Annotated in this window: 19 protein-coding genes; 3 read left to right on the top strand and 16 right to left on the bottom strand. The window is 62.2% G+C overall.

From position 1 onward, the window contains the following. Positions 1–841 precede the first annotated feature (841 nt). Complete coding sequence (locus AD662_RS12365) at positions 842–1,444, bottom strand: TetR/AcrR family transcriptional regulator (RefSeq protein ID WP_053187603.1); 603 nt, start codon at positions 1,442–1,444, stop codon at positions 842–844. A gap of 170 nt (positions 1,445–1,614) precedes the next feature. Between AD662_RS12365 and AD662_RS12360 the strand changes: the two genes are divergently transcribed. From AD662_RS12360 to AD662_RS12350, 3 genes are all read left to right on the top strand, one after another. Beyond that, positions 1,615–2,709: an alkene reductase gene (locus AD662_RS12360; protein WP_053187600.1), complete on the top strand. Its 1,095-nt coding sequence runs from the start codon at positions 1,615–1,617 to the stop codon at positions 2,707–2,709. Positions 2,710–2,786: 77 nt separating this feature from the next. Next, positions 2,787–3,575, top strand: a complete 789-nt coding sequence (locus AD662_RS12355; RefSeq protein WP_018600584.1) for an SDR family NAD(P)-dependent oxidoreductase — start codon at positions 2,787–2,789, stop codon at positions 3,573–3,575. A gap of 90 nt (positions 3,576–3,665) precedes the next feature. Beyond that, positions 3,666–4,682 carry an NADP-dependent oxidoreductase gene (locus AD662_RS12350; protein ID WP_053187598.1) on the top strand — a complete coding sequence of 339 codons (1,017 nt, stop codon included), beginning with the start codon at positions 3,666–3,668 and terminating at the stop codon, positions 4,680–4,682. Positions 4,683–4,691: 9 nt separating this feature from the next. On the opposite strand, the gene AD662_RS12345 is transcribed toward AD662_RS12350, so the two are convergent. The 15 genes from AD662_RS12345 to AD662_RS12275 form a co-directional block, all read right to left on the bottom strand. Beyond that, the gene (locus AD662_RS12345) at positions 4,692–6,302 is read right to left on the bottom strand and encodes a gamma-glutamyltransferase family protein (protein ID WP_053187595.1); all 1,611 of its coding nucleotides are present in this window, start codon (positions 6,300–6,302) and stop codon (positions 4,692–4,694) included. Positions 6,303–6,344: 42 nt separating this feature from the next. Beyond that, complete coding sequence (locus AD662_RS12340; protein WP_003200817.1) at positions 6,345–7,124, bottom strand: amino acid ABC transporter ATP-binding protein; 780 nt, start codon at positions 7,122–7,124, stop codon at positions 6,345–6,347. Between the two features lie 2 nt (positions 7,125–7,126). Further along, positions 7,127–7,903 (bottom strand): amino acid ABC transporter permease, encoded by a 777-nt coding sequence (locus tag AD662_RS12335; RefSeq protein ID WP_053187592.1) that lies wholly within the window; start codon positions 7,901–7,903, stop codon positions 7,127–7,129. Between the two features lie 12 nt (positions 7,904–7,915). After that, positions 7,916–8,722, bottom strand: coding sequence for an ABC transporter substrate-binding protein (locus tag AD662_RS12330; protein WP_018600568.1), 807 nt, complete (start codon positions 8,720–8,722; stop codon positions 7,916–7,918). 76 nt (positions 8,723–8,798) lie between these two features. Then, the gene (locus AD662_RS12325; RefSeq protein WP_024616528.1) at positions 8,799–9,467 is read right to left on the bottom strand and encodes a GntR family transcriptional regulator; all 669 of its coding nucleotides are present in this window, start codon (positions 9,465–9,467) and stop codon (positions 8,799–8,801) included. A 406-nt stretch (positions 9,468–9,873) separates the two neighbouring features. Then, entirely contained in the window at positions 9,874–10,815 is a 942-nt protein-coding gene (locus AD662_RS12320; RefSeq protein WP_053187615.1) for a helix-turn-helix domain-containing protein, read from the bottom strand. A gap of 206 nt (positions 10,816–11,021) precedes the next feature. Further along, positions 11,022–11,786, bottom strand: a complete 765-nt coding sequence (locus tag AD662_RS12315; RefSeq protein WP_053187589.1) for a 2-keto-4-pentenoate hydratase — start codon at positions 11,784–11,786, stop codon at positions 11,022–11,024. Further along, the gene (locus AD662_RS12310) at positions 11,783–13,390 is read right to left on the bottom strand and encodes a bifunctional 3-(3-hydroxy-phenyl)propionate/3-hydroxycinnamic acid hydroxylase (RefSeq protein ID WP_053187587.1); all 1,608 of its coding nucleotides are present in this window, start codon (positions 13,388–13,390) and stop codon (positions 11,783–11,785) included. Before AD662_RS12310 ends, AD662_RS12315 begins: the two co-directional genes overlap by 4 nt. A 2-nt stretch (positions 13,391–13,392) precedes the next feature. Beyond that, positions 13,393–14,256 carry an alpha/beta fold hydrolase gene (locus AD662_RS12305; RefSeq protein ID WP_053187585.1) on the bottom strand — a complete coding sequence of 288 codons (864 nt, stop codon included), beginning with the start codon at positions 14,254–14,256 and terminating at the stop codon, positions 13,393–13,395. A gap of 25 nt (positions 14,257–14,281) precedes the next feature. Further along, the gene (locus AD662_RS12300; protein WP_053179077.1) at positions 14,282–14,884 is read right to left on the bottom strand and encodes an amino acid synthesis family protein; all 603 of its coding nucleotides are present in this window, start codon (positions 14,882–14,884) and stop codon (positions 14,282–14,284) included. Positions 14,885–14,898: 14 nt separating this feature from the next. Continuing rightward, positions 14,899–15,348 (bottom strand): VOC family protein, encoded by a 450-nt coding sequence (locus AD662_RS12295; protein ID WP_003200799.1) that lies wholly within the window; start codon positions 15,346–15,348, stop codon positions 14,899–14,901. A gap of 11 nt (positions 15,349–15,359) precedes the next feature. Beyond that, complete coding sequence (locus AD662_RS12290) at positions 15,360–16,400, bottom strand: VPS10 domain-containing protein (protein WP_053179075.1); 1,041 nt, start codon at positions 16,398–16,400, stop codon at positions 15,360–15,362. Between the two features lie 12 nt (positions 16,401–16,412). Beyond that, complete coding sequence (locus tag AD662_RS12285) at positions 16,413–17,207, bottom strand: SDR family NAD(P)-dependent oxidoreductase (RefSeq protein WP_018600550.1); 795 nt, start codon at positions 17,205–17,207, stop codon at positions 16,413–16,415. A gap of 26 nt (positions 17,208–17,233) precedes the next feature. Next, positions 17,234–18,724 (bottom strand): aldehyde dehydrogenase family protein, encoded by a 1,491-nt coding sequence (locus AD662_RS12280; RefSeq protein ID WP_053187583.1) that lies wholly within the window; start codon positions 18,722–18,724, stop codon positions 17,234–17,236. A 10-nt stretch (positions 18,725–18,734) separates the two neighbouring features. After that, positions 18,735–20,276 carry an acetolactate synthase large subunit gene (locus tag AD662_RS12275; protein ID WP_053187581.1) on the bottom strand — a complete coding sequence of 514 codons (1,542 nt, stop codon included), beginning with the start codon at positions 20,274–20,276 and terminating at the stop codon, positions 18,735–18,737. Between the last annotated feature and the right edge of the window lie 276 nt (positions 20,277–20,552).

The following is a 20,552-nucleotide window of genomic DNA, read 5'->3' as shown; positions in this document are numbered from 1 at the left end:
AGAGGCCGCAGTTATCACTGGCGTGTTCGCACCCGAGAGGGAGAGCGGCCCACACGGTATCGGCGTGGAGTCGTTGTTGGCATAGCATGCTGTGACCACGTATAGGAGAGTGAACCCTTTCGCCACTGTGTAGCCTGCGCCTTGGAATCTATTTAGAAGATCAGATACCTGAGTTTTTGAATAGGAGCTTGCGCACGAAGTCAGTCTGACAGTTGGCCAGGATTATGGCCGAGTACATATCCATCGCTGCGGTAACGGCCACTTAGGGTTCCGCCCTGACGGCGGCTCACTTTTGAGAAGCCCGGGAGCCGGCCCAGTCAAAAGTAAGCAAAACGCTTTTGCCCCACCACTCGGCACCTCGCCTAGGCTCGGTGTGCCCTCACTCCGGCATTGCTCCGTGGGCCGCCGCGAAGGGCCATCCATGGCCCAGCGCGGCTAACCCGGCATCCATGCCGGGTTGCCCACTACGCAATGCCTGCGTTCGGCCATCGTAGTTAACGGGGCGCCGAGATCAACGTCCGTCGCGAGGCGGCCTCATAGCCGACCTGGCTCTTCCGGTCGTACTCCGGTCCAATTGTGGGAGCGAGCCTGCTCGCGAAGGCGGTCTGATAGTTGGCCATAGATTCTGGGCAACCACATTTTCAGTGGAAATTGAACATTCTCGCTACCGTGCAGCCTTGACCTGGAATTTGTTATAGAAAATCAAGTGCTTGCGTTTTGTTTGATAGGAGCTTGCTCCCGCTTGAGTGCAAAGCGCTCACAAAAAGGGCCGCTTCGCGGCCCAGCGGGAGCAATTGCTGGCCACGGGTGCACCGTTTTTCTTAAGTGAACAGCATTATGATCACTCAGGCTGTTTCGCGGGCGACGGCGGCAGCGCCGCGATGATCCGGGCGCGGCAAACCTCGAGGATTTCATCGGCCAGCACGGAGTCGTCCGGGCAGGCCCGCGACAACATGATCGCCCCGACGGCATGCGCCAACATGTCGAGCATTTTTGCCCTGATCGCTTCCTGCGGTGCTTCCTGCGACGCGTCTTGCCCGGCCTCGTACCGGCTTTCAAGCGCGGCCAGGGTGTTTTCGACGCCGCGGGCAAAGGTGGCCTTCAGTTCGGGCGATTGACGGGCAGCGTCGCCACACAGTGCCGCCATGGTGCAACCGCCGCCCCGGCCGTCACGGTGGTCCCTGGACACGTAAAGATCGACGAAATCAGGCACGTCGATGCCCGCATTGTCGGTCAGCGACTGCGCAAGGCTGCTCGCTGCTGCTTCGGCCATCAGGTCGGCCTTGGAGCCGAAATGCTTGTAGAACCCGCCATGGGTGAAGCCAGCGGCCGCCATCAGGTCCGCCACACCCACGCCGTCAAAGCCTCGCTCGCGAAACAAGACAGAGGCCGTCTCGACGATGTGCTCCCGATTTGCCTGGGCCTGGGCCTTGGTCACCCTCATTTTTTACTCCCTCGTGCTGCTCGAAAATCATGCTCACATCATACATAGATGTCGAACATAATCAAATTCGTTGACAGTTTAGATTTCGATCATCATCCTAATGAAAAGCCGTGCTCACCTCGCCAGGCTGCACGCGCTCCCTTTATCCAAACCGACGGAAACAAGACGCCATGACCGACCAGATCCTGTTCACGCCCTACACGTTGGGTGATCTCACGCTTTCCAACCGAGTGGTCCTGGCGCCGCTGACACGTAACCGTGCGGGGCAAGGTTTTGTACCGAGCGAGTTCGCTGCCACTTACTACAGCCAGCGAGCGTCGGCCGGCCTGCTGATCTCCGAGGCGTCACAGATTTCCCAGCAAGGACAGGGCTATCAGGACACACCCGGGATCTACACCCGGGCGCAGATCGACGGCTGGCGCACGGTCACCGAGGCCGTGCATGCCAAAGGCGGGCGGATTTTCCTGCAGCTGTGGCATGTCGGCCGCGTTTCCCACGTCGACCTGCAAGCGAACGGCGCGGCGCCAGTTGCCCCCTCCGCCTTGCGTCCGGCGACCAAGGTATTCGTCAACAACAGTTTCGAGGACGTTTCCGAACCGCGAGCGCTGGACATCAGCGAGTTGCCGGGGATCGTCAACGACTTTCGCCAGGCGGCGGCGAACGCCATTGCTGCGGGATTTGATGGCGTAGAGATCCACGGCGCGAACGGCTACCTGCTGGACCAGTTCCTCAAGGACGGCGCCAACGTGCGCACCGATGCCTACGGCGGGTCGATTGAAAATCGTGCGCGCCTGCTGCTGGAAGTGACTGCGGCAGTGGTGGATGAAGTCGGCGCCAACCGCACCGGCCTGCGCATCTCGCCGGTCTCGCCGGCCAATGGTGTGTCCAGCAGCGCGCCACAGGCCCAGTTCGACTACCTGGTCGACCAGCTCGACGCCCTCGACATCGTTTACCTGCATGTGGTCGAAGGCGCGACCGGTGGGCCGCGCGACGTTGTGCCTTTCGACTTTGCTGCCTTGCGCCAGCGCTTCAAAAACACCTACATCGCCAACAACGGCTACGACCTGGACCTGGCTACCTCACGACTCGTCGAAGACAAGGCTGACCTGATCGCCTTCGGCCGGCCGTTCATCGGCAATCCGGACCTGGTGGAGCGGCTCAGAACCGGTTCGCCTTTGTCGGCATTCAATCCCGCTACCCTCTACGGTGGTGGTGCGACGGGCTACATCGATTATCCAACGCTCGCTGAATCCAGCGCGCGGTAACACCGGCCAGACCCGACTGCGCGCCTGAACAACAGCGCGCGACTCGCTCATCAATACCTTGAAGAAGAGAATTTCCCATGGACACTCGCACAACCGTTCTCATCACTGGCGCCTCCACCGGCATTGGTGCTGTCTATGCCCAGCGCTTTGCGCAACGTGGACACGATCTTGTCCTGGTGGCCCGCGACAGCGTGCGCCTGGAAGCGTTGGCCGCCAAGCTGCGCAGCGAACACAACGTTGCCGTCGATATTCTCCAGGCCGACCTGACTCAGATCGGCGACCTGACAACCGTCGAAGCCCGGCTGCGCGATGACGCCAACATCGGCATCCTGGTCAATAACGCCGGTGCCGCCCAATCCGGCACCTTCATCGAACAATCGACCGACAGCGTCGCGCACCTCGTGGCGCTCAATACCACCGCGCTGGTCCGGCTGGCCAGCGCCATCGCCCCACGCCTGGTCAAAGCGGGTGACGGCGCGATTATCAATATTGGCTCCGTGGTTGGCCTGGCACCGGAGTTCGGTATGTCGGTCTACGGCGCGACCAAGGCGTTCGTATTGTTTCTCTCCCAGGGCCTCAGCCTGGAACTCTCCCCGAAAGGCGTCTACGTGCAAGCCGTCCTGCCAGCGGCCACCCGTACCGAGATCTGGGAACGCGCGGGCATCGATATCAACACCTTGAGTGAAGTCATGGAAGTCGGTGACCTGGTCGATGCCGCGTTGGTCGGTTTTGATCGTCGCGAGCCGGTGACCATCCCGCCCCTGCATGAAGAAGCACGCTGGGATGCCTTGCAGGCTGCGCGTCAAGGCCTGCTCGGACAAATCCGGCAGTCCCATGTTGCCGAACGCTATCAAGACCCGGCGTGATCATCGTTTAGCGGGCGCCGGCGCGAAGGACAGCGCTGGCATTTCTGGACACCTGACCAGCCTGTTGCCCCCTTATGAGAACAAAGCACCATGAAGGCATTTTTAATCGACCGCTACGGCAAGCACGCTGGACGTATTGGCGAGGTACCGGCTCCTGAAGTGGCTGACCACGACGTTCTGGTCCGCGCGCACGCCGCCAGCGTCAACCTCCTGGATTCAAAGATTCGCAAAGGCGAGTTCAAACTGATCCTGCCCTACTCGTTTCCCTTGGTATTGGGGCATGACGTGGCGGGGGTCGTGGTCCGCGTGGGATCCCGTGTCGAGCAATTCAAGCCGGGCGATGAAGTCTATGCCCGCGCCCCGGATGGGTACATCGGCACCTTCGCCGAGCAGATATCAGTGAACGAAAATGCCCTGGCCGTGAAACCGGCAAACATCAGCATGGAAGACGCCGCCGCCCTGCCCTTGGTCGCCCTGACCGCCTGGCAGGTACTGATTGAAACCGCCCGACTGAAGCAAGGCCAAAAAGTCTTCATCCAGGCCGGTTCAGGTGGCGTCGGCACCCTCGCCATCCAGCTTGCCAAGCACCTCGGCGCCTTCGTTGCGACCAGCACCAGCACCGCCAATGTGGCGTGGGTCAAAGCCCTGGGCGCGGACGTTGTCATCGATTACAAGCAACAGGACTTCGCCAACGTTCTGCAGGACTATGACGTCGTGTTGCACAGCCTCGGCGCCGATGAATTGGAGAAATCGCTGAAGATCCTCAAACCCGGCGGCCAGCTCATTTCCATCTCGGGACCACCCACCCCGCAGTTCGCCCGGGCCCAGGGATTTTCCTGGGTGCTGAGACTGATAATGGGCCTGTTGAGCAGCGGTATACGCCGCAAGGCCCGCCGAAAAGGTGTGAGCTACGCCTTCGTGTTCATGCGTGCCAGCGGCGCTCAACTGCGTGAGATCAGCACGCTCGTCGAATCCGGCAGCATCAAGCCGGTGCTTGACCGATCCTTCCCCTTCGACGCAACAGCCGATGCCCTGAGCTATGTCGAACAAGGACGATCGAAGGGCAAGGTCGTCATCAAGATCCACCCAGGAGTGGCCGCTGAATGAAACCGCTCATCACCAAACAGCAATATGCGAATCCGCCCGGGGTTCGGTACCACCGCACAGCACACCGCTGACCGGGTCGCGCAGGATGATCTGGCCGCGGCCATAGTCGGTCAGGTCACTGGCGATCTGAACCTCATGCCCCCTTCGCGCCAGGGCATTGGCCAGGTCCCGTGAGGCCCCGTGCTCGATCCCGACCTTCATTTCCCCCAGCCATTGCCAGCGCGGTGCATCCAGTGCCGCTTGCGGGTTCAGGCCGAAATCCACCAGGTTCATGACCATCTGCACATGCCCCTGGGGCTGCATGTAGCCGCCCATCACGCCGAAGGGACCGAGGGCCTCGCCATTGCGGGTGAGGAAACCGGGAATGATGGTGTGGAAGGTTTTCTTGCCTGGGGCCAGGCAGTTGGCGTGGGTCGGATCGAGGCTGAATTCCTGCCCGCGGTTCTGCAGGGCAATACCGCTGTCGGGCAGCACCACGCCGGAGCCGAACCCGTGGTAGTTGCTCTGGATGAACGAGACCATATTGCCCTCCCCATCCGCGGTCGCCAGGTACACCGTGCCGCTGGCGTGGGGGTCGCCGGGCGCAGGCGGTTGGGCCTGTTCGCCGATTTTTCGACGACGGTGAGCACTGTAGTCATCGCTGAGCAGGTCAGCCACCGCCACGCGCATGTGCAAAGGATCGGTGATGTAGTGCAGGCCGTCGCTGTAGGCCAACTTCATCGCTTCCAGTTGGCGATGCCAGGTCTGTTGGCTGTCACGGTGATCGAAGTCGAAGCCTTCCAGAATCTTCAACGCCATCAAGGCCACCAGGCCCTGCCCGCTCGGCGGGATTTCCCAGACATCCACGCCTCGGTAATTGACGTGGATGGGGTCCACCCACTGGGCGCGATAATCCTTGAGGTCCGAGGCCCGCAGATAGCCGCCGCTGGCCCGGGAATGGGCGTCCAGGCGCTCGGCCAACGCGCCGCGATAGAGGCTCTCGCAGCGGGTGTCGGCCAACTCCTGGAGGGTGCGCGCCTGGGCCGGGTTGCGAAAAACCTCCCCGGCCCGTGGCGCCCGGCCTTCGATCAGGAAGGTGTCGAACCAAGTTTCGAGGACGGCATCGCGATGGGGTGTGAACTCGTTCACCGCGACCTGCCATTGATGGGCAACCACCGGCGACAGCGCAAAGCCGTCCCGCGCCAGGCTGATGGCCGGTTGCAGCAGCTCGGCAAAGGGCAGCTTGCCAAAGCGTCGGGACAACTCGGCCCAGGCCGACGGGCAGCCCGGGACAGTCACCGGTGTCCAGCCATAGAGCGGCATCTGCTCGTGGCCGGCGGCCTTGACCGCCTCGATGCTCAAGGCGGCCGGTGCATGGCCGTTGCCGTTGAGGCCGTGCAACTGGCCCTTGCACCAGACCAGCGCGAAGGCATCACCGCCGATGCCACAGCCAGTGGGTTCCACCACCGTAAGTGCGGCTGCCGTGGCGATGGCGGCGTCGATGGCATTGCCGCCCTTTTGCATGATCTCGATGCCCGCCTGGGCAGCCAGGGGTTGGGACGCGGCGACCATGCCCCGACGGGCGAAAACGCTCTGGCGTTGCGACGGATAAGGGTATTCGTGGGCAGAAAATTTCAGCATGGTGAAGGCTCTTCGATACAGGAATTCAGTGGCCGGGAAAGGTCATAACACGCGACTGAGAAAAGCCCGGGTACGGGGATGAATGGGGTGACAGAAAATCTGCTCCGGCGGCCCCTGCTCGATGAGCTCGCCCTGGTCCAGGACCACCACACGGTCGGCCACTTCCCGGGCAAAGCCCATTTCATGGGTCACCACGACCATGGTCATCCCCTCCTCGGCCAACTCCTTCATCACTTGCAACACCTCGCCGACAGTCTCCGGGTCGAGGGCGCTGGTGGGTTCGTCGAACAGCATGGCCTGGGGTTTCATGGCCAGGGCCCGGGCAATCGCCACCCGTTGTTGCTGGCCGCCGGAGAGCATCGACGGGTAGTGATCGGCCTTGTCCGCCAGGCCGACCCGTTCCAGCAGGCCGCGGGCCTGCTCCAACGCTGCGGTGCGAGTCACGCCAAGCACCTGGATCGGCGCCTCGATAATGTTCTCCAGGGCGGTCATGTGGGGGAACAGGTTGAAGCGCTGGAAGACCATGCCGATGTCCCGCCGCTGCCGGGCGATGTTGCGCTCCGACTCACGCACCAGGCTGCCGTCGGCCCGTTCGCGATAGCCCATGGCCCGGCCGTTGACGCGGATCCGCCCGCCCTGGATGTCCTCCAGCAGGTTGATGCAGCGGATGAAGGTGGTCTTGCCGGAGCCCGAAGCGCCGATCAGCACCACCACTTCGCCGCGCCGCACTTGCAGGGAGATGCCCTTGAGAATCTGCAGCTCGCCGAAGGATTTGTGAACGTCCAGCGCCTCGATGATCAGCTCTTCGCTTTTATGCGCCATGGTTAACGTGCCCTCAGCAGGTTCAGGGTGCTGCGACCGAACATCCGCATCGACGCCGGCGGCGGTGACGAGGGCCGGTCCGACTGGCCGAAACGGGCCTCCAGCCAGCGCTGGAAAAAGCCCCACAACGTGGTCAGCAACAGGAAATAGATCGCCACCACCAGGTACAGCTCGAACACCCGGAACGTCGCCGACGTGACCATCTGGGTACTGAGCAACAATTCCTGTACGCCGATCACGCTGACCAGCGTGGTGTTCTTGAGCATCACGTTGAACTCGTTGCCCAGCGGCGGAACGATGACCCGGAACGCCTGGGGCAGCACAATGCGGCGCATCAGTTTGGCGGAGGTCATGCCCAGCGAGCGCCCGGCCTCGTATTGGCCCTTGTCCACCGCACCGATGCCGGCGCGGATGATCTCGGCCATGTAGGCCCCCTCGTTGAGGCCCAGGGCAATGATCGCCGCCTGGATATTGCCGGGGATCACCAGGCCGAACAGGTCGATGTCTTCGAAGCGGAAAATCCCGCCGGCGGCCAGTGCGGTGTAGAGAAAGACGATCTGCACCAGCAACGGTGTACCGCGCATCAGCCACACGTAAAAACGCACTGGCAAATGCAGCAACGGGTTCTTCGACAACCGCAACAGCGCGGCGGCCAGCCCGAGGGCACAGCCCAGCAACATCGCCAGCACACTGATCAGGCAAGTCAACCAGAGCCCGGTGAGGTACACCCCACTGGGCTGCAACAGGTACTGCCAGAACACATCCCAATTGAAATTCATCAACGGTTCACCTCAATCGAGTGTGTCACTGGCGACATGCCATTTGCCCAGCAGTTGGCTGTAGCTGCCATCGCTGCGCATATCGCCGATGATCTGCTGCACGGCGGCGGTCAGTTGCGGATCGTCCTTGCGAATGCCCAGGCCGGTGAGAATCCGGCTGAAGGCTGGCACGCCCTCCTCGAACAGATCGGGCGCCATGGTGGCGTAGTAACCGGCGGTTTCCACGGTGGTGCCGTAGGCGTCGACCTGGCTGATGCGCAGGGCCTGGAAGGCATCGGTGTCGGTGTTGTAGACCACCAGTTTCATAGGCGGCTTGCCGGCCTTGGCCAGGGTCTCGTTCTCGGCGTCGAGCAGGGTCTTGATGGTGGAACCGTTGAGCACCGCGACCTTGTCTCCGGAGAGATCCGGCAGTGTCTTGAGGCCCTTTGGATTGCCCTTGGGCACCACCACCGCCTGGCTGGAATACATGTAGTTGACGATGTCGATCACCTCGCGGCGCTCGGGTTTATCAAACAACTGGTCGACGATCATGTCGCACTGGCGGGCCAGCAACGCGGGGAGCAATCCGGAAAAGGGAATGACCCGCCACTCCACCTTCTTGTCGCCCAGGCGCTTGGCGATTTCCAGCCCCAGGTCCACGGTCAGTCCCTTGGGTTTCTGCGCCTCATCAAAGGACACCAGCGGCGGCGAATCCATGCCCGAGCAGTAGACGAGTTTATCGACCTTGAGCAAACGCTCCGGGACAACGGGCGCGGCAACCGCCCACTGCGCACAGAAACCCAAGGATAAAGCGGCAACCAACAGGCGAGGCTTATGCATGACCAGACACTCCAGTTCAGTAAGTAACGGGCAGTACTCAAAGTCAGAACACGGGCAGATTCGAAACCTGCTCTCGTTATTTTTTTGATTGCAGGAACTCGATCAATTCAGGAACGGTGCCTTCGATGTGCGCACGCACCACCGCCTCGGCCTTGTCGGCATCGCCCGCACGCAGGGCGTCGAGAATCAGCATGTGCTCCTGGCGCGCACTCAGGGGCTTTTCCACGTGCTGCAACCACAGGCGCATGGGCGCTTCGATCAGGGAATAGAGCGCGCTGATCTGCTTGAGCAATCGCGGGCGACCGCTGAGGCTGCACAGGTATTCATGGAACGCGCGATGGCGGCTGACCCACTCGGCGCTTTCCTCGCGGTAATCGTCCATCTCGTCCAGCAGTCGCTCCAAGGCAGCCAACTGGCGCTCGCCAATCCTGGCTGTCGCGACACGGACGGCCAGGCCTTCCAGGGCGCTGCGCATCTCGAAGACTTCGTGCAACTCATCGATGTCCAGGCCGCTGACAATCGCCCCGCGATTGGGTCGCAGGGTCACCAGGCCTTGGGCATCCAGACGGCGAAAGGCTTCGCGCACCGGCATCCGGCTCATGCCGATCTCGTTGGCGATGTCCTCGGCAATCAGCCGGTCGCCTTTGCGTAACCGACCGCCACAAATCGCATCGAGCAGGAAGTTGTAGGCCTCCTCCTCGGCAGTCATCGGTGGGCGTTCAACGTAAGTCGGGGCAAATTGCATGGCAGCACCCTCTGCATTTTTGTATCCAATTATCCATGGATTCAAAAAAGCAGAATGCGTGCCAACCTCACGCATCACTGTGCAAGTAATTGATTTTAAGTAATTTACTTGGAAAAACGACTGCCAGCCTGAAGACCTGGATCGCCCAGGTGTGCTACCAAATAGCTCAGTGGCTGCCTTTTAGGGGTGCAAGATGGCGCTTCGGTAACATCGCGAATACCGTTCACTTAAGGCTGGCTAGATGAATTGTGGCGAGGGGATTTATCCCCGCTGGGCTGCGAAGCGGCCCCCGAACCAGGCAACTCGGTGTGCCAGGAAGATTGAGTTCAGTGCTTTTGGGGCTGCTGTGCAGCCCAGCGGGGATAAATCCCCTCGCCACAGATTTCGCCTGTCCATTTGGAGTCCATCATGCCGGTGCCCTGGGCGTATCCGAGGGTGACTCGCCAAACAGCGCCCGGTAATGGGCCGCGAAATGACTCAGGTGGAAAAAACCCACCGCCACGGCGATTTCACTGACGTTCAGTGCCGCCGCACGGGTCGTGATCAAACGCCGACGCACGGCATTGAGCCGCAGGTTGCGCAGGTACTCCACCGGACGCATCCCGGTGACCGCCTGGAAACTGTTCTGCAGAGTCCTGCGGCTGACCCGCAATTGTTCGCACAAATCGAGGATGCTCAAGGGCACATCGGCGCTGGCGACGACCAGCTCCTGGCAACGTTTGACCAGATAGGCACTGACGGCAAAATTGCCGCGCCGGCCACGCACCTCGTCCGAAGCGTGACTGAACAGGTCGAGAAAGGCGTTGAGCAGGACGTCTTCGAGGATTTTTTCCGCGGCGGGATTGACCGCGTCCGCCTGTTCCAAAAGGTGACGAAACAGTGGGTGGATCCTTTGCTGCACCCGGCGCAGCACCGCCTCATCCACGCTGACCTGGGACACGCTTTTCAAGCGCTTGAGCTGTTCGCTCGACAGTTCGTAGGCCGCCAGCTTGGCGAACCGCACCGTGTCGACATTGGCCGCAAAGAAGTGCATGCCTTCCGGGGCGTGCAAGACGAAGTCCTCGCCATCGCGCAACAGCACGACACTGTGAGCGCCCACTTGGTGCCCCTGGACCACCGGCGCACCGCCCAGCGACATGGCAATGCACAAGCGCCCTTTGGGCGCGCTACCGCGCTGCACCACCCGTTTATCCAGCACCTCCTGGAAGATCTGGAAACGCTCGGCGCACACCTGCCGCAGTTCGCTGGAAAGGCAGCCACGCCCGAGTTGGTCATAGACCTGTTGCCAGCCCAGGATCGAACCGGCGTGTTGCTGAGGATCATTGAAGGTACGGACTTCGGCGAACATGATCATTGTTCCTCGGTGGTGCTGCGCTTATTGCCCGGTGCTGTATAGAAGCTGTGCCAGACGCTGTGCCGATGCTGTGTCGGACGCTGTGTAGGAGCTGTCGAGTGCAACGAGGCTGCGATCTTTCCCCAGACACTTAAATCTCAAGCGAAAGATCAAAAGATCAAAAGATCGCAGCCTTCGGCAGCTCCTACGGTGAACAGTGTTTATTGTCGGAAAACCAAAGCCAGTTCCGTGCCAAGCATGTGCAAACGATATTCGCCTGCCCTGACGTCCATCGGCGCCAACAACGCCCCGGACAGCACCACCTGCCCCGCTTCAACGCGCTGCCCGTCGGCCAGCAACCGCCGGACCAGCCAACACAGATTCGCCAGAGGGGTGTCCTCGCGCGCCAGGACGTTACCTTCACCGCAGGGCACGCCGTCATGCACCAGGCGATAGTTCACTTCGGGCAGTCGATCCGGATCGAACCCCACCCTCGCCCCGAGGCAATACAGCCCCGCCGCGGCATTGTCGGCAAGAAACGCGCCGACGCCGAAACGCCAGTCCTGCCAGCGACAATCGGCAATTTCGAATGCCGGTGCGACCTCGGAGATGGCAGCGAAGATGTCCTCGTCGCTGTAGAAACCCGGCACCAGCGTGCGCCCCAGGACAAACGCCAGCTCGATTTCCAGCTTGGGCTGGATCAGCCGTGCCAGGGTCACCGTGCTGCCGGGTTCCACAGCCATGGCATCGGTCAGCGCGCCCAATACCGGTTCATCAATACCGAAACGGTCCTGGGCGGCGCGGCTGGCGAAGGCCACTTTCCACCCGGTCAACCGCTCACCAGCGGTCTGGCGCCGACGCAGCGCCTCGCGTTGCAAGGTGTAGCCCTCCTGCAGGGCGACGGCCTGAGGCGCCAGCGAAGGCAAGGCGTGTACGGCCTGCGCGGCATCCTGAAGCCGGACCAGAAGATCGTCTTCACGCCTCATGAGAGCTGCTCCGCCAATTTGCGCAACACGCCTTCGAGCCGCTCGGGTGTGGTGATCGCGGCAACGAACCGATCCGGTCGCACCACCACAACGCAGTCACGCACCTTGGCAAACCATTCGCCCAAGCGGTTATCGACGTCCTCGACGCAAATGGCGCCGCTGGCGGACAAGGGTTGGTTACGCCCCACGCCACTGCGCGAGCGATTGATCTGGATGAAACGCGTCTCCCAGCGCGCCCACCAGGCGGCGGTTTGCTCGCTGAGCTGTTCGCTCGGATTGACCCGATACCCCAGCACTGCATAGGAATGCCCCAGCACCTCGTCCAGGCGCCGGCGCTGGCCCTGGGCATCTTCGACAGACGGCTGGATGAACAACTGCCCAACCAGATCATCCTCATGCAGCTCGGCGCGCTCGTGATGAACCAGGCCTTTGGTGATGGTTGCCTTGGGTTTGAACTTGAATTCCAGCAAGTGCGAGCGCAGGTTGTCGACGCTGTTGACGGCCTGGAACAACCAGTCCCGCACACCGGCCATCAACGGGTTGGTCAGCCCCAGGACAGCGCCCATGTTGTCGGCCAACGCGATGAGATCGGTCGCATGCCCACGGCGCTCCTGGTCGTAACTGGCAAGAATCGCCGGCGACGCCCGCCCTTGGAGGATCGCGGCGAGCTTCCAGCTGACGTTGGCGACATCACGCAGGCCTGAATTGAGCCCCTGCCCGGCCCAGGGCGGGGAAATATGCGCCGCATCCCCCACCAGTGCCACCCGGCCCTGGACAAAGCGCGCCGCGACCCGGGAGTTATGGGTATAAGCGCGGATCCGGATGATTTCCAGTTGGTCGACCGCATCGCCGATATGCCCACGGATCAAGTCCCGGATCGTCGCCTCTTCGCACATCCGGGTCTCATCTTCGCCCTCCAGGAGCATGAACTCCCAGCGCCGCTGCTGATACGGCAGGTAGATGCAGACGAAGGGTCGCTGAGGGTCGGCATGCAGGGCGGTGTACGGTGCATCCAGGGAGTCGTTGGCCGTGTCGATCACCACCCATTTGCGCGGGTGGGTCAGCCCCAGCAACTCGATACCGAGTTTCTTGCGTACGCTGGAACGTCCGCCATCGGCGCCGATCACGTACTGCGCCTGCAATTGATAGAGCTCGCCCTGGGCATCGCGCACCTGCAAGGTCACGCCCTCGGCATCCTGCTCCAGATCGAGCATTTCATGGCCCTGGCGCAACGCGACACTGGCGTGCTTGCCCAACTGCTCGCGCAAGGTCGTTTCAAGCAACTGTTGCATGAAGATGTTGCGCATCGGCCAGCCATAGTTTGCCGTGCTCGGCTTGACCTCGGCAAAACACACGCCTCGCGCATTGTAGTAACGCAGGGGCACGTTGCAGATCATGTCGCGCGCCGCCAGTTCAGCGATGCCGATGCCCTGCAACACCCGCAGCGCCTCGTCATCCATGCCCACCGCGCGGGGATACGGCAGCACGCCGTCAGCCAATTCGAGGACGATGCAGTCGATACCGTACAGCCCCATGTAATGAGCGGCCGTGATCCCGTTCGGGCCGCCGCCCACGATGACAACCTGGGTTTTCTCCTGCTTCATCGCTATTCACCGCTTTGTTGTTGTGGTTGTAGGCATTGGTCATACAAATAGTCCATGACGACAAGGTTGAACATTGCGCTTTGGTCATCATGGACGTAATGGCTGGCGTCGGCGATTTCCTCTGTGCGCACCCACTTATTGGCCTGCTTGATCGACTCGAGGGTCGCCAAGGGCAGGAAATCGGAACGGGCGCCACGAATGAACAGCGTCGGGCAATCCAGCGCCCGTACCGCCGGCCACAGGTCGGTCGGGGTAATACTCAGGCGCGCCTGGGCAATACCTTGCTGGTCGTGACGCCATTCGATGCCAGCCAGGGTTTCCTTCATGGAATACATCAACCTGGAAGCCAGCCCCTCCTGAGAGAGGCCAGGTCGCGCTTGCAGCCAGAACTGGGCGGCGCTCTCCCAGTCAGGAAACAACAACGGTGTCTGGCTCATCTCGCGCCGAATCCGCTCGGCGCCGTCACCGCTGACCGAAGAACCAGGGCCGATGTCCTCGATCACCAACGCTTGCAGTCGTCCCGGATTGAGCCGCGCATACTCCAGTGCATTGGTGCCACCGAGAGAATGTCCCACCAGGACGAAACGCCGCAGCTCCAGATGCACCACCAGATCTTCAAGATCGTTGACATAGGCCTCGGTCCGATAACTGGCGGCATCCGCCCAGTCACTGTAGCCACGACCACGCTGGTCAAGGGCGTAGCAGCAGTACCGCTCGCCCAATGCATTGGCCAGGCCATCCCAGGTCTGGGCATAGGAGCGCAACCCGTGGAGCAGCACCACCGCGATGCCCGACGGATTGCCCCAGGACAGATAATGCAGGCGCAGCCCTGATCGATTGGTGAAGAACTGGCTGTTTGCAGACATTCGTTCGCTTCCCACGATCCGTACCTCAATACAGGCCGTCATTGCCCTTGACGTCGGCAGCCTGGAGACCACCCAGGCGCGCATGCAAGCGCCCACGCGTGGCGAAGGCCCAGATGATGACCAACTCGTCGGCTGCTGGACCATCGCCGAACGACAGCGAAATGCTGTCGTAGTGCGAACGGACATACAGCGCATCCTTGTGGGCCAGCGGCACATCGATGGTCACGCCAGGCCCGCCACGCTTGCCCGTGGAAGGCACCCAGGATTTGCCGCCGCCCAACGCGACGCGGATCGGATCCGCCGCCGGGTTGGTCAGCAAGGCATTGCCATGTTCGTACTCGCCTTGGCTGCCCACCAGGCACGCCTTGCCGTAACTGACGATCTCGCGCTGGCCAGCCATTACCCGGATGCGCCGACCAAACTCCTGGCCCAGCAAAGGTGACGGCTCTATCAGCTCGGCCAGGCTTTCACTGAAACGGCCGGCATAAGGGTTGGCGATCACCGCGCCAATCGCGTACTTGAACAGCGGTTCACCGTCGGCCAACTGGCCCGTTTCGTTGGCCAGGGTTTCCTCGACGAAGCTGTACCATTTGCGGATGTGGTAACTGGCGAAATTTGCGGTTTTCATAAGAGCAGTCTCTTTCAAAGTGGGTCGAGATCGAAATGCCGGCTGGGGGCTCCAGCGGCCTTGAAGCGGGCCTTGCCGCGTGCATCGTCGTGTTCGGACTCGAGAAAGAATTCCAGGCGATTGCCATCGGGGTCGTTGAAATACACGCCGTTACCGATCTCGTGGTCGGTGATCTTCACCACCTCGACGCCCTTCTTCAGCAACATGCCGTAGAGCTTGCGCAGAGTGGTCATGTCGCCCGCGATCTCCAGCCCGTAGTGCTGCAGCCCCAGGCCGCCCTGGTGGGCCCCGGGTGCCGCGCGCAGCAACGCGATGTCGTGGTGCTTGGCACCGAAGGCCATCATGATCCAGCTTTCACCCCGGGCGCTTTCATGCATGCCCAGCACGTCGGCGTACCAACGCGCCGACACTTCAGGGTCGCTCACGGATAGCGACAGGTGAGTACGAACGACTTCGACTTTCATCGCGCGATACCTCAGTTCTTCTTGATGATGGATTGATGCCCGGACTTGATTTGCGCCACGGCGGGCGTCCAGAGCACATCAGCGATTTCACTGAATTCACGCCACTGCTTCTGCCAGCCGTCACCGCCGTTCTCGGAGGTGAACAGATGCCCGTACTTGGTGCCGGCGACAATCTGGCGAGGGTCGGCGGGGTTCAAGGCAATCGCCCAGACACAGGAGTTGGGCTGTTGCGGCAGTGGCAACACTTCCCAACTGAGGGCGGCATCCCGGGACACCAGTACCTTGCTGGTGGTGCCCGGGGTGCCGTCGGAGATGCTCAGGTAGAGCGTATCCTCGCTGCCCAACGCGGCATTCATGGCGCGCACGTAGTACAGGCCGAAGGTTTCCCGGGCGACGATGCCGGTCCAGGTCTGTCCCTCGTCGAGGCTGCGGTAAACGGCGTTGACACAGACCACGACGATGACCTTTTGCCCATGGTTGGGCAGGACCACAATGTTGTGCACGTCCGAGTTGTAGTCCCACAGCAAGCGGTCATCGACACGGGTCCAGCTATCGCCACCGTCACGGCTGTGGAACAACCCGCCCTCTTCCAGGCCGAACCAGAGCTGGTTGCGATCCGTCGGGTCGTAGGCGAAGGCCAGCAAGCGCGGACGACTGACGCCGTCGCAGAACTCCGGGATCTCAACCGGGGCACGTTCCCAGTGCTGACCACCGTCGAGGGTGCGCCACAGCACGGCGCGCGACGGCGCACCGGTGCCGACAAAAATGCGCTGTGCATCTTGCGGGTCCACGGCCACCTTCCAGACGGTCTGGCCGTTGAATGGCGAATCCACCCGCTGCCAATGGCCGCCGGTATCACGGCTGATGCACAGGCCGACGTCGGTGCCGGCATAAATCACCTCAGGTGTCCCCGGATGGAAACTCAGGGAGCGGGTGATCGCGTCGAATTCCAGGTCCTGGCCCAAGCCCAGGCGGTGCCAGGTACGGCCATCGTCGGCGCTGCGGATCACCGCTTGCCCTACGGTGGCGACCAAAAGGGTTCCGTTACTCATCACTGCTGCTCCTCAAATGAAGATGCCGCGGGTCAAGCCGCCGTCGATGCCAATCGATTCCCCGGTCACCGCACCGGCCTTGGGGGATGCGAGGAAACCGATCAGCCAGCCCATTTCGATGGGTGCCAGCGTGCGCCGGATCGGCGTCGCGTCGATGTAGCCCTGCTCCACCTGCTCGGGCGTCTTGCCCTGCTTGATCCCTTCGCGCTCGTAGAGCTCCTGGATGTGCGGGGTGTCGACCACGCCGGGGTGGATCAGGTTGACGGTGATGCCGCAGGGGCCCAGTTGGTCGGAAAGGGTCTTGGTCATGTGGGCGATGGCCAGGTTGCGCATGCCCGAGAGGACCTTGCTGCCCCGCCCGGTCAGGCCACCAATGTTGATGATGCGACCGAAGCCACCGGCCTTCATGTGCGGGGTCACGGCCTTGGCGCAACGGAAATAGCCGATCACCTTGGTGTTGAGGTCCGAGAGCAATTCATCGTCGCCGGCATGCTCGATGTCGTTGCGCACCACACCGGACGGTGCCGCGGCGCCGTTGACCAGGATGTCGATGCGACCAAAGTGCTTGTGGGCCGCCTCGACCATGTCGGACACCGCCGACATCTGGTTGGTGTCACAGAACAGCGGCAGCACCTCGTTGCCGGTCTCTGCGGTGATTTCCTCGGCGGCTTGCTGGAGAAACTCCATGCGCCGCGCGCAGATCACCACCTTGCAACCTTCCTGGGACAGAAAGCGCGCGACTTCCTTGCCGATGCCCATGCCACCGCCGGTGACGATCGCCACGCGGCCTTGTAATTCCAGATCCATAGCAGTTCCTCTTGTGATTGTTCGGCTCAGGCGAGATCGACGAAGACACTTTTGGTTTCGGTGTAGGCATCGATCACGTTCTTACTCATTTCCCGGCCCCAGCCGGATTGCTTGTAACCACCAAATGGCGAGGCCGGGTCGACGACGTTCCAGCAGTTGATCCACACCGAGCCGGCCTTCAACTGAGCGGCCACGCGATGGGCGGAACGCAAGTCACGGGTCCAGAGACCGGCGGCCAGGCCATAGGGCGAGTCGTTGGCGCGCAGCACCAGTTCATCGATCTCGGTCCAGCTCATGACGGTCAGCACCGGGCCGAAGATTTCTTCCCGGGCGACACAGGCGCGCTCGGCGCGGTCGAGAAACACGCTGGGCCGGATGAAGTGGCCGCGCTCCAGGTGGGCCGGCCGGTCACCGCCGCAGATCAGCTCGGCGCCTTCTTCCTGGCCCCGTTGCAGGTAGCCACGCACCGTGCCCAATTGCCGGGCCGAGACCAGCGGACCCATGCTGTTGGCCGGATCCAGGCCTGGCCCCAACACATGGGCGGCCGCGTGGCGCTGGAGTTCCTCAAGCACCTGATCGAGGACGCTGGCGTGCACGTAGAGACGCGATCCGGCGGTGCAGACCTGCCCCTGGTTGTAGAAAATACCGTCGGCGGCACCCTTGGCGGCACGGACGATGTCGGCGTCCGGCAGGATGATGTTGGGGGACTTGCCACCCAGCTCCAACGAGACCTTCTTCATGTTGCCGGTGGCCGCCTGGGCGATCAGCCGCCCTACCTGGGTCGAACCGGTGAAGGCGATCTTGTCCACGTCCGGGTGCTGGGCCAGCGGTGCGCCGGTATGCGCACCAAGACCGGTGAGCAGATTGACCACCCCAGCCGGGAAACCGGCGGCCTCGATCAACTGCACCAGGCGAATCGCAACCAGGGGCGTCTGCTCGGCGGGTTTGAGCACCGCGACGCAACCGGTCGCCAGCGCCGGGCCAAGCTTCCACACGCACATGGTCAGCGGGAAGTTCCATGGCACGATCAAGGCGCAGACGCCCACCGGCTCGCGCAAGGTGTAGTTGAGCATCGGTGCGCCGCTGGAGGGCGATACCGGCAGCGTGCTGCCTTCGATCTTGGTCGGCCAGCCAGCGAAATAACGAATGATATTGGCCGCACTGGCCGCTTCGCCCCGGGCCGCGCCGATCGGCTTGCCGTTTTCCAGGGTGATCAGTTGCGCCAGCTCTTCGCGATGCTGGTCGAGCAGTTCCGCCAGGCGAAACAGCAACAACCCGCGCTGGGCCGGTGAGTGCTGCGCCCAGGGCCCGGTGAAGGCCGCGCGGGCGGCAGCGACGGCGGCATCGACGTCGCGCTCGCCACCTTCGGCGACTTGCGCCAGGGTGTGCTCAGTGGCCGGGTTTTCCACGGCAAACCGCCGGCCGTTGGCGGCGTCCTGCCAAGTGCCACCGATAAACAGCCGACCCGGTTGCGACAGGAACTTCTCGACGGCAGGTAACAATTGAATCGGGTTCATATCCGCTCCTTCACAGTGCCATTTCAATCAGGCAAGGGCCGCCATCGGCCTTGGCGTTGGCCAGGGCGCGCTGCAACTCACCGTTGGTGTGCACGGTGCTGGCCGGCAAGCCGTAACCCTTGGCCAAGGCCTTCCAATCGATCCGTGGACGATCCAGCACCGTCAGGCTCAGGGCCTCGGGGCCCAGGTCGGTCATGCCGAAGCGGCGCAGCTCGTTCTGCAAAATGGCGTAGCGATGGTTGGCCGCGATCAGGATCACCACCGGCAGTTGCTCGCGGGCGATGCTCCACAAGGTCTGGATGGTGTACTGGGCGCTGCCGTCCGATTGCAGGCAGAACACGCGGTTGCCGCGCTCGGCCATGGCGGCGCCAAAGCCCACCGGGATGCCCTGTCCGATGGCCCCACCGGTGTTGGTCAAGACCCGATGCCGTGCGGCATGGGCCGAAGCGGTGAAGAATGGATAGCCGCACGTCCCGCCTTCCACCGAAACGATGCAGTCGTCCGGCAGCGACGCAGCCAACACCTGACCCACGGACTGCGGGGTCAACGTAGCTTCGCTTGGCGGCAGCTCGATGCCGGTTGGCGTTGGCACATAAGCCGGCGCTTCAAGGGCATCGGCCAGCGCAGTGAGCGCGCCGGCAACATCGTCCCCTACTTCCGCCAGGCAGAGCAGGCGTTCACGTTCGGCCAGGCGAGAAGCGATGCCTTCGTAGCCGAAATAACTGATCGGCTCCGGCACGCCGGCGCACACCACCGCGTCGTACTGGTCAAGGATCTCAATGGCGACTTCGGGGAAGTACGGCAGGCGATCCAGGTCAGGCAAACCACCGCCGCGATAACTCAGGCGCGGAAAGGTTTCGGCGAACAGGCGCACGCCCGGCAGTTGCGCCAGGCGCCCCGCCGCTTCGAGCCCGGCGACCGACAAGCCTTGGTCGCCGACGATAAACACCAGGCGCCGACCATCACGCAGTGCCTGGGCGACCGCCTCGATCCGGTCACCGGCAAAACGCCGAACCGGGGCCTGCAATGCGGTGAAGGCTTTCTCGTGCTGCACCGTGTTGGCTTGCAGGTCCATCGGCAGAATCAGGCTGGCGATCTGGCCGTTGGCCTGCCAGGCGGCACGCACCGCCTCCTGGAAATCTTCACCAACCCCCGATGCCGTGCGCGAGGTACGTACCCACTTGGAAACGCTGCCGGCCAACGCCTGGATATCACTGGCCAACGGCGGATCGTAATTGACGTGCCAGGACGCGTGATCACCGATGACGTTGACAATCGGGGTGTTGGCGCGACGCGCGTTGTGCAGGTTGGCAATGCCATTGGCAAAGCCTGGCCCCAGGTGAGTCAGGGTCATCGCCGGCTTGCCGGCAATCCGGCCATAGCCGTCCGCAGCACCGGTGCACACCCCTTCGAACAAGGACAACACCGGCTTGAGGGCTGGCGCACTGGCCATGGCTGCCACCAGGGGAATTTCAGTCGTTCCGGGATTGGCGAAGCAGTATTCGATACCGCTCGCCACCGCCGCTTTCACTATCAGTTGCGCACCATTCATTTCCAGCCCTCTTGATCGAGCGTTTGCAGTGGCTGAGATTTATCACATAGAAGAACCCTCCACTCAAGTACTTTTTACAAACAAAAGCTCTTATTTTGAGATTAATGCAAAATTATAACGAGAATAAGGCCATCAATCCGTTTGTTTTTCTCAAGCACTGGCGTATCGTGGCAACGCCCTGTCCGCCTAACGAGCGGGCTTTCCATCATCGGCGCACCTACCTATAGTGCTCACCCAAACGACCACCTACGCGCCATTCCCCCCTTTAGGAGCGAA

It is taken from the genome of Pseudomonas kilonensis, assembly GCF_001269885.1.
Taxonomy (GTDB): domain Bacteria; phylum Pseudomonadota; class Gammaproteobacteria; order Pseudomonadales; family Pseudomonadaceae; genus Aquipseudomonas; species Aquipseudomonas kilonensis.
This window is presented reverse-complemented; position numbering and strand designations above follow the sequence as displayed.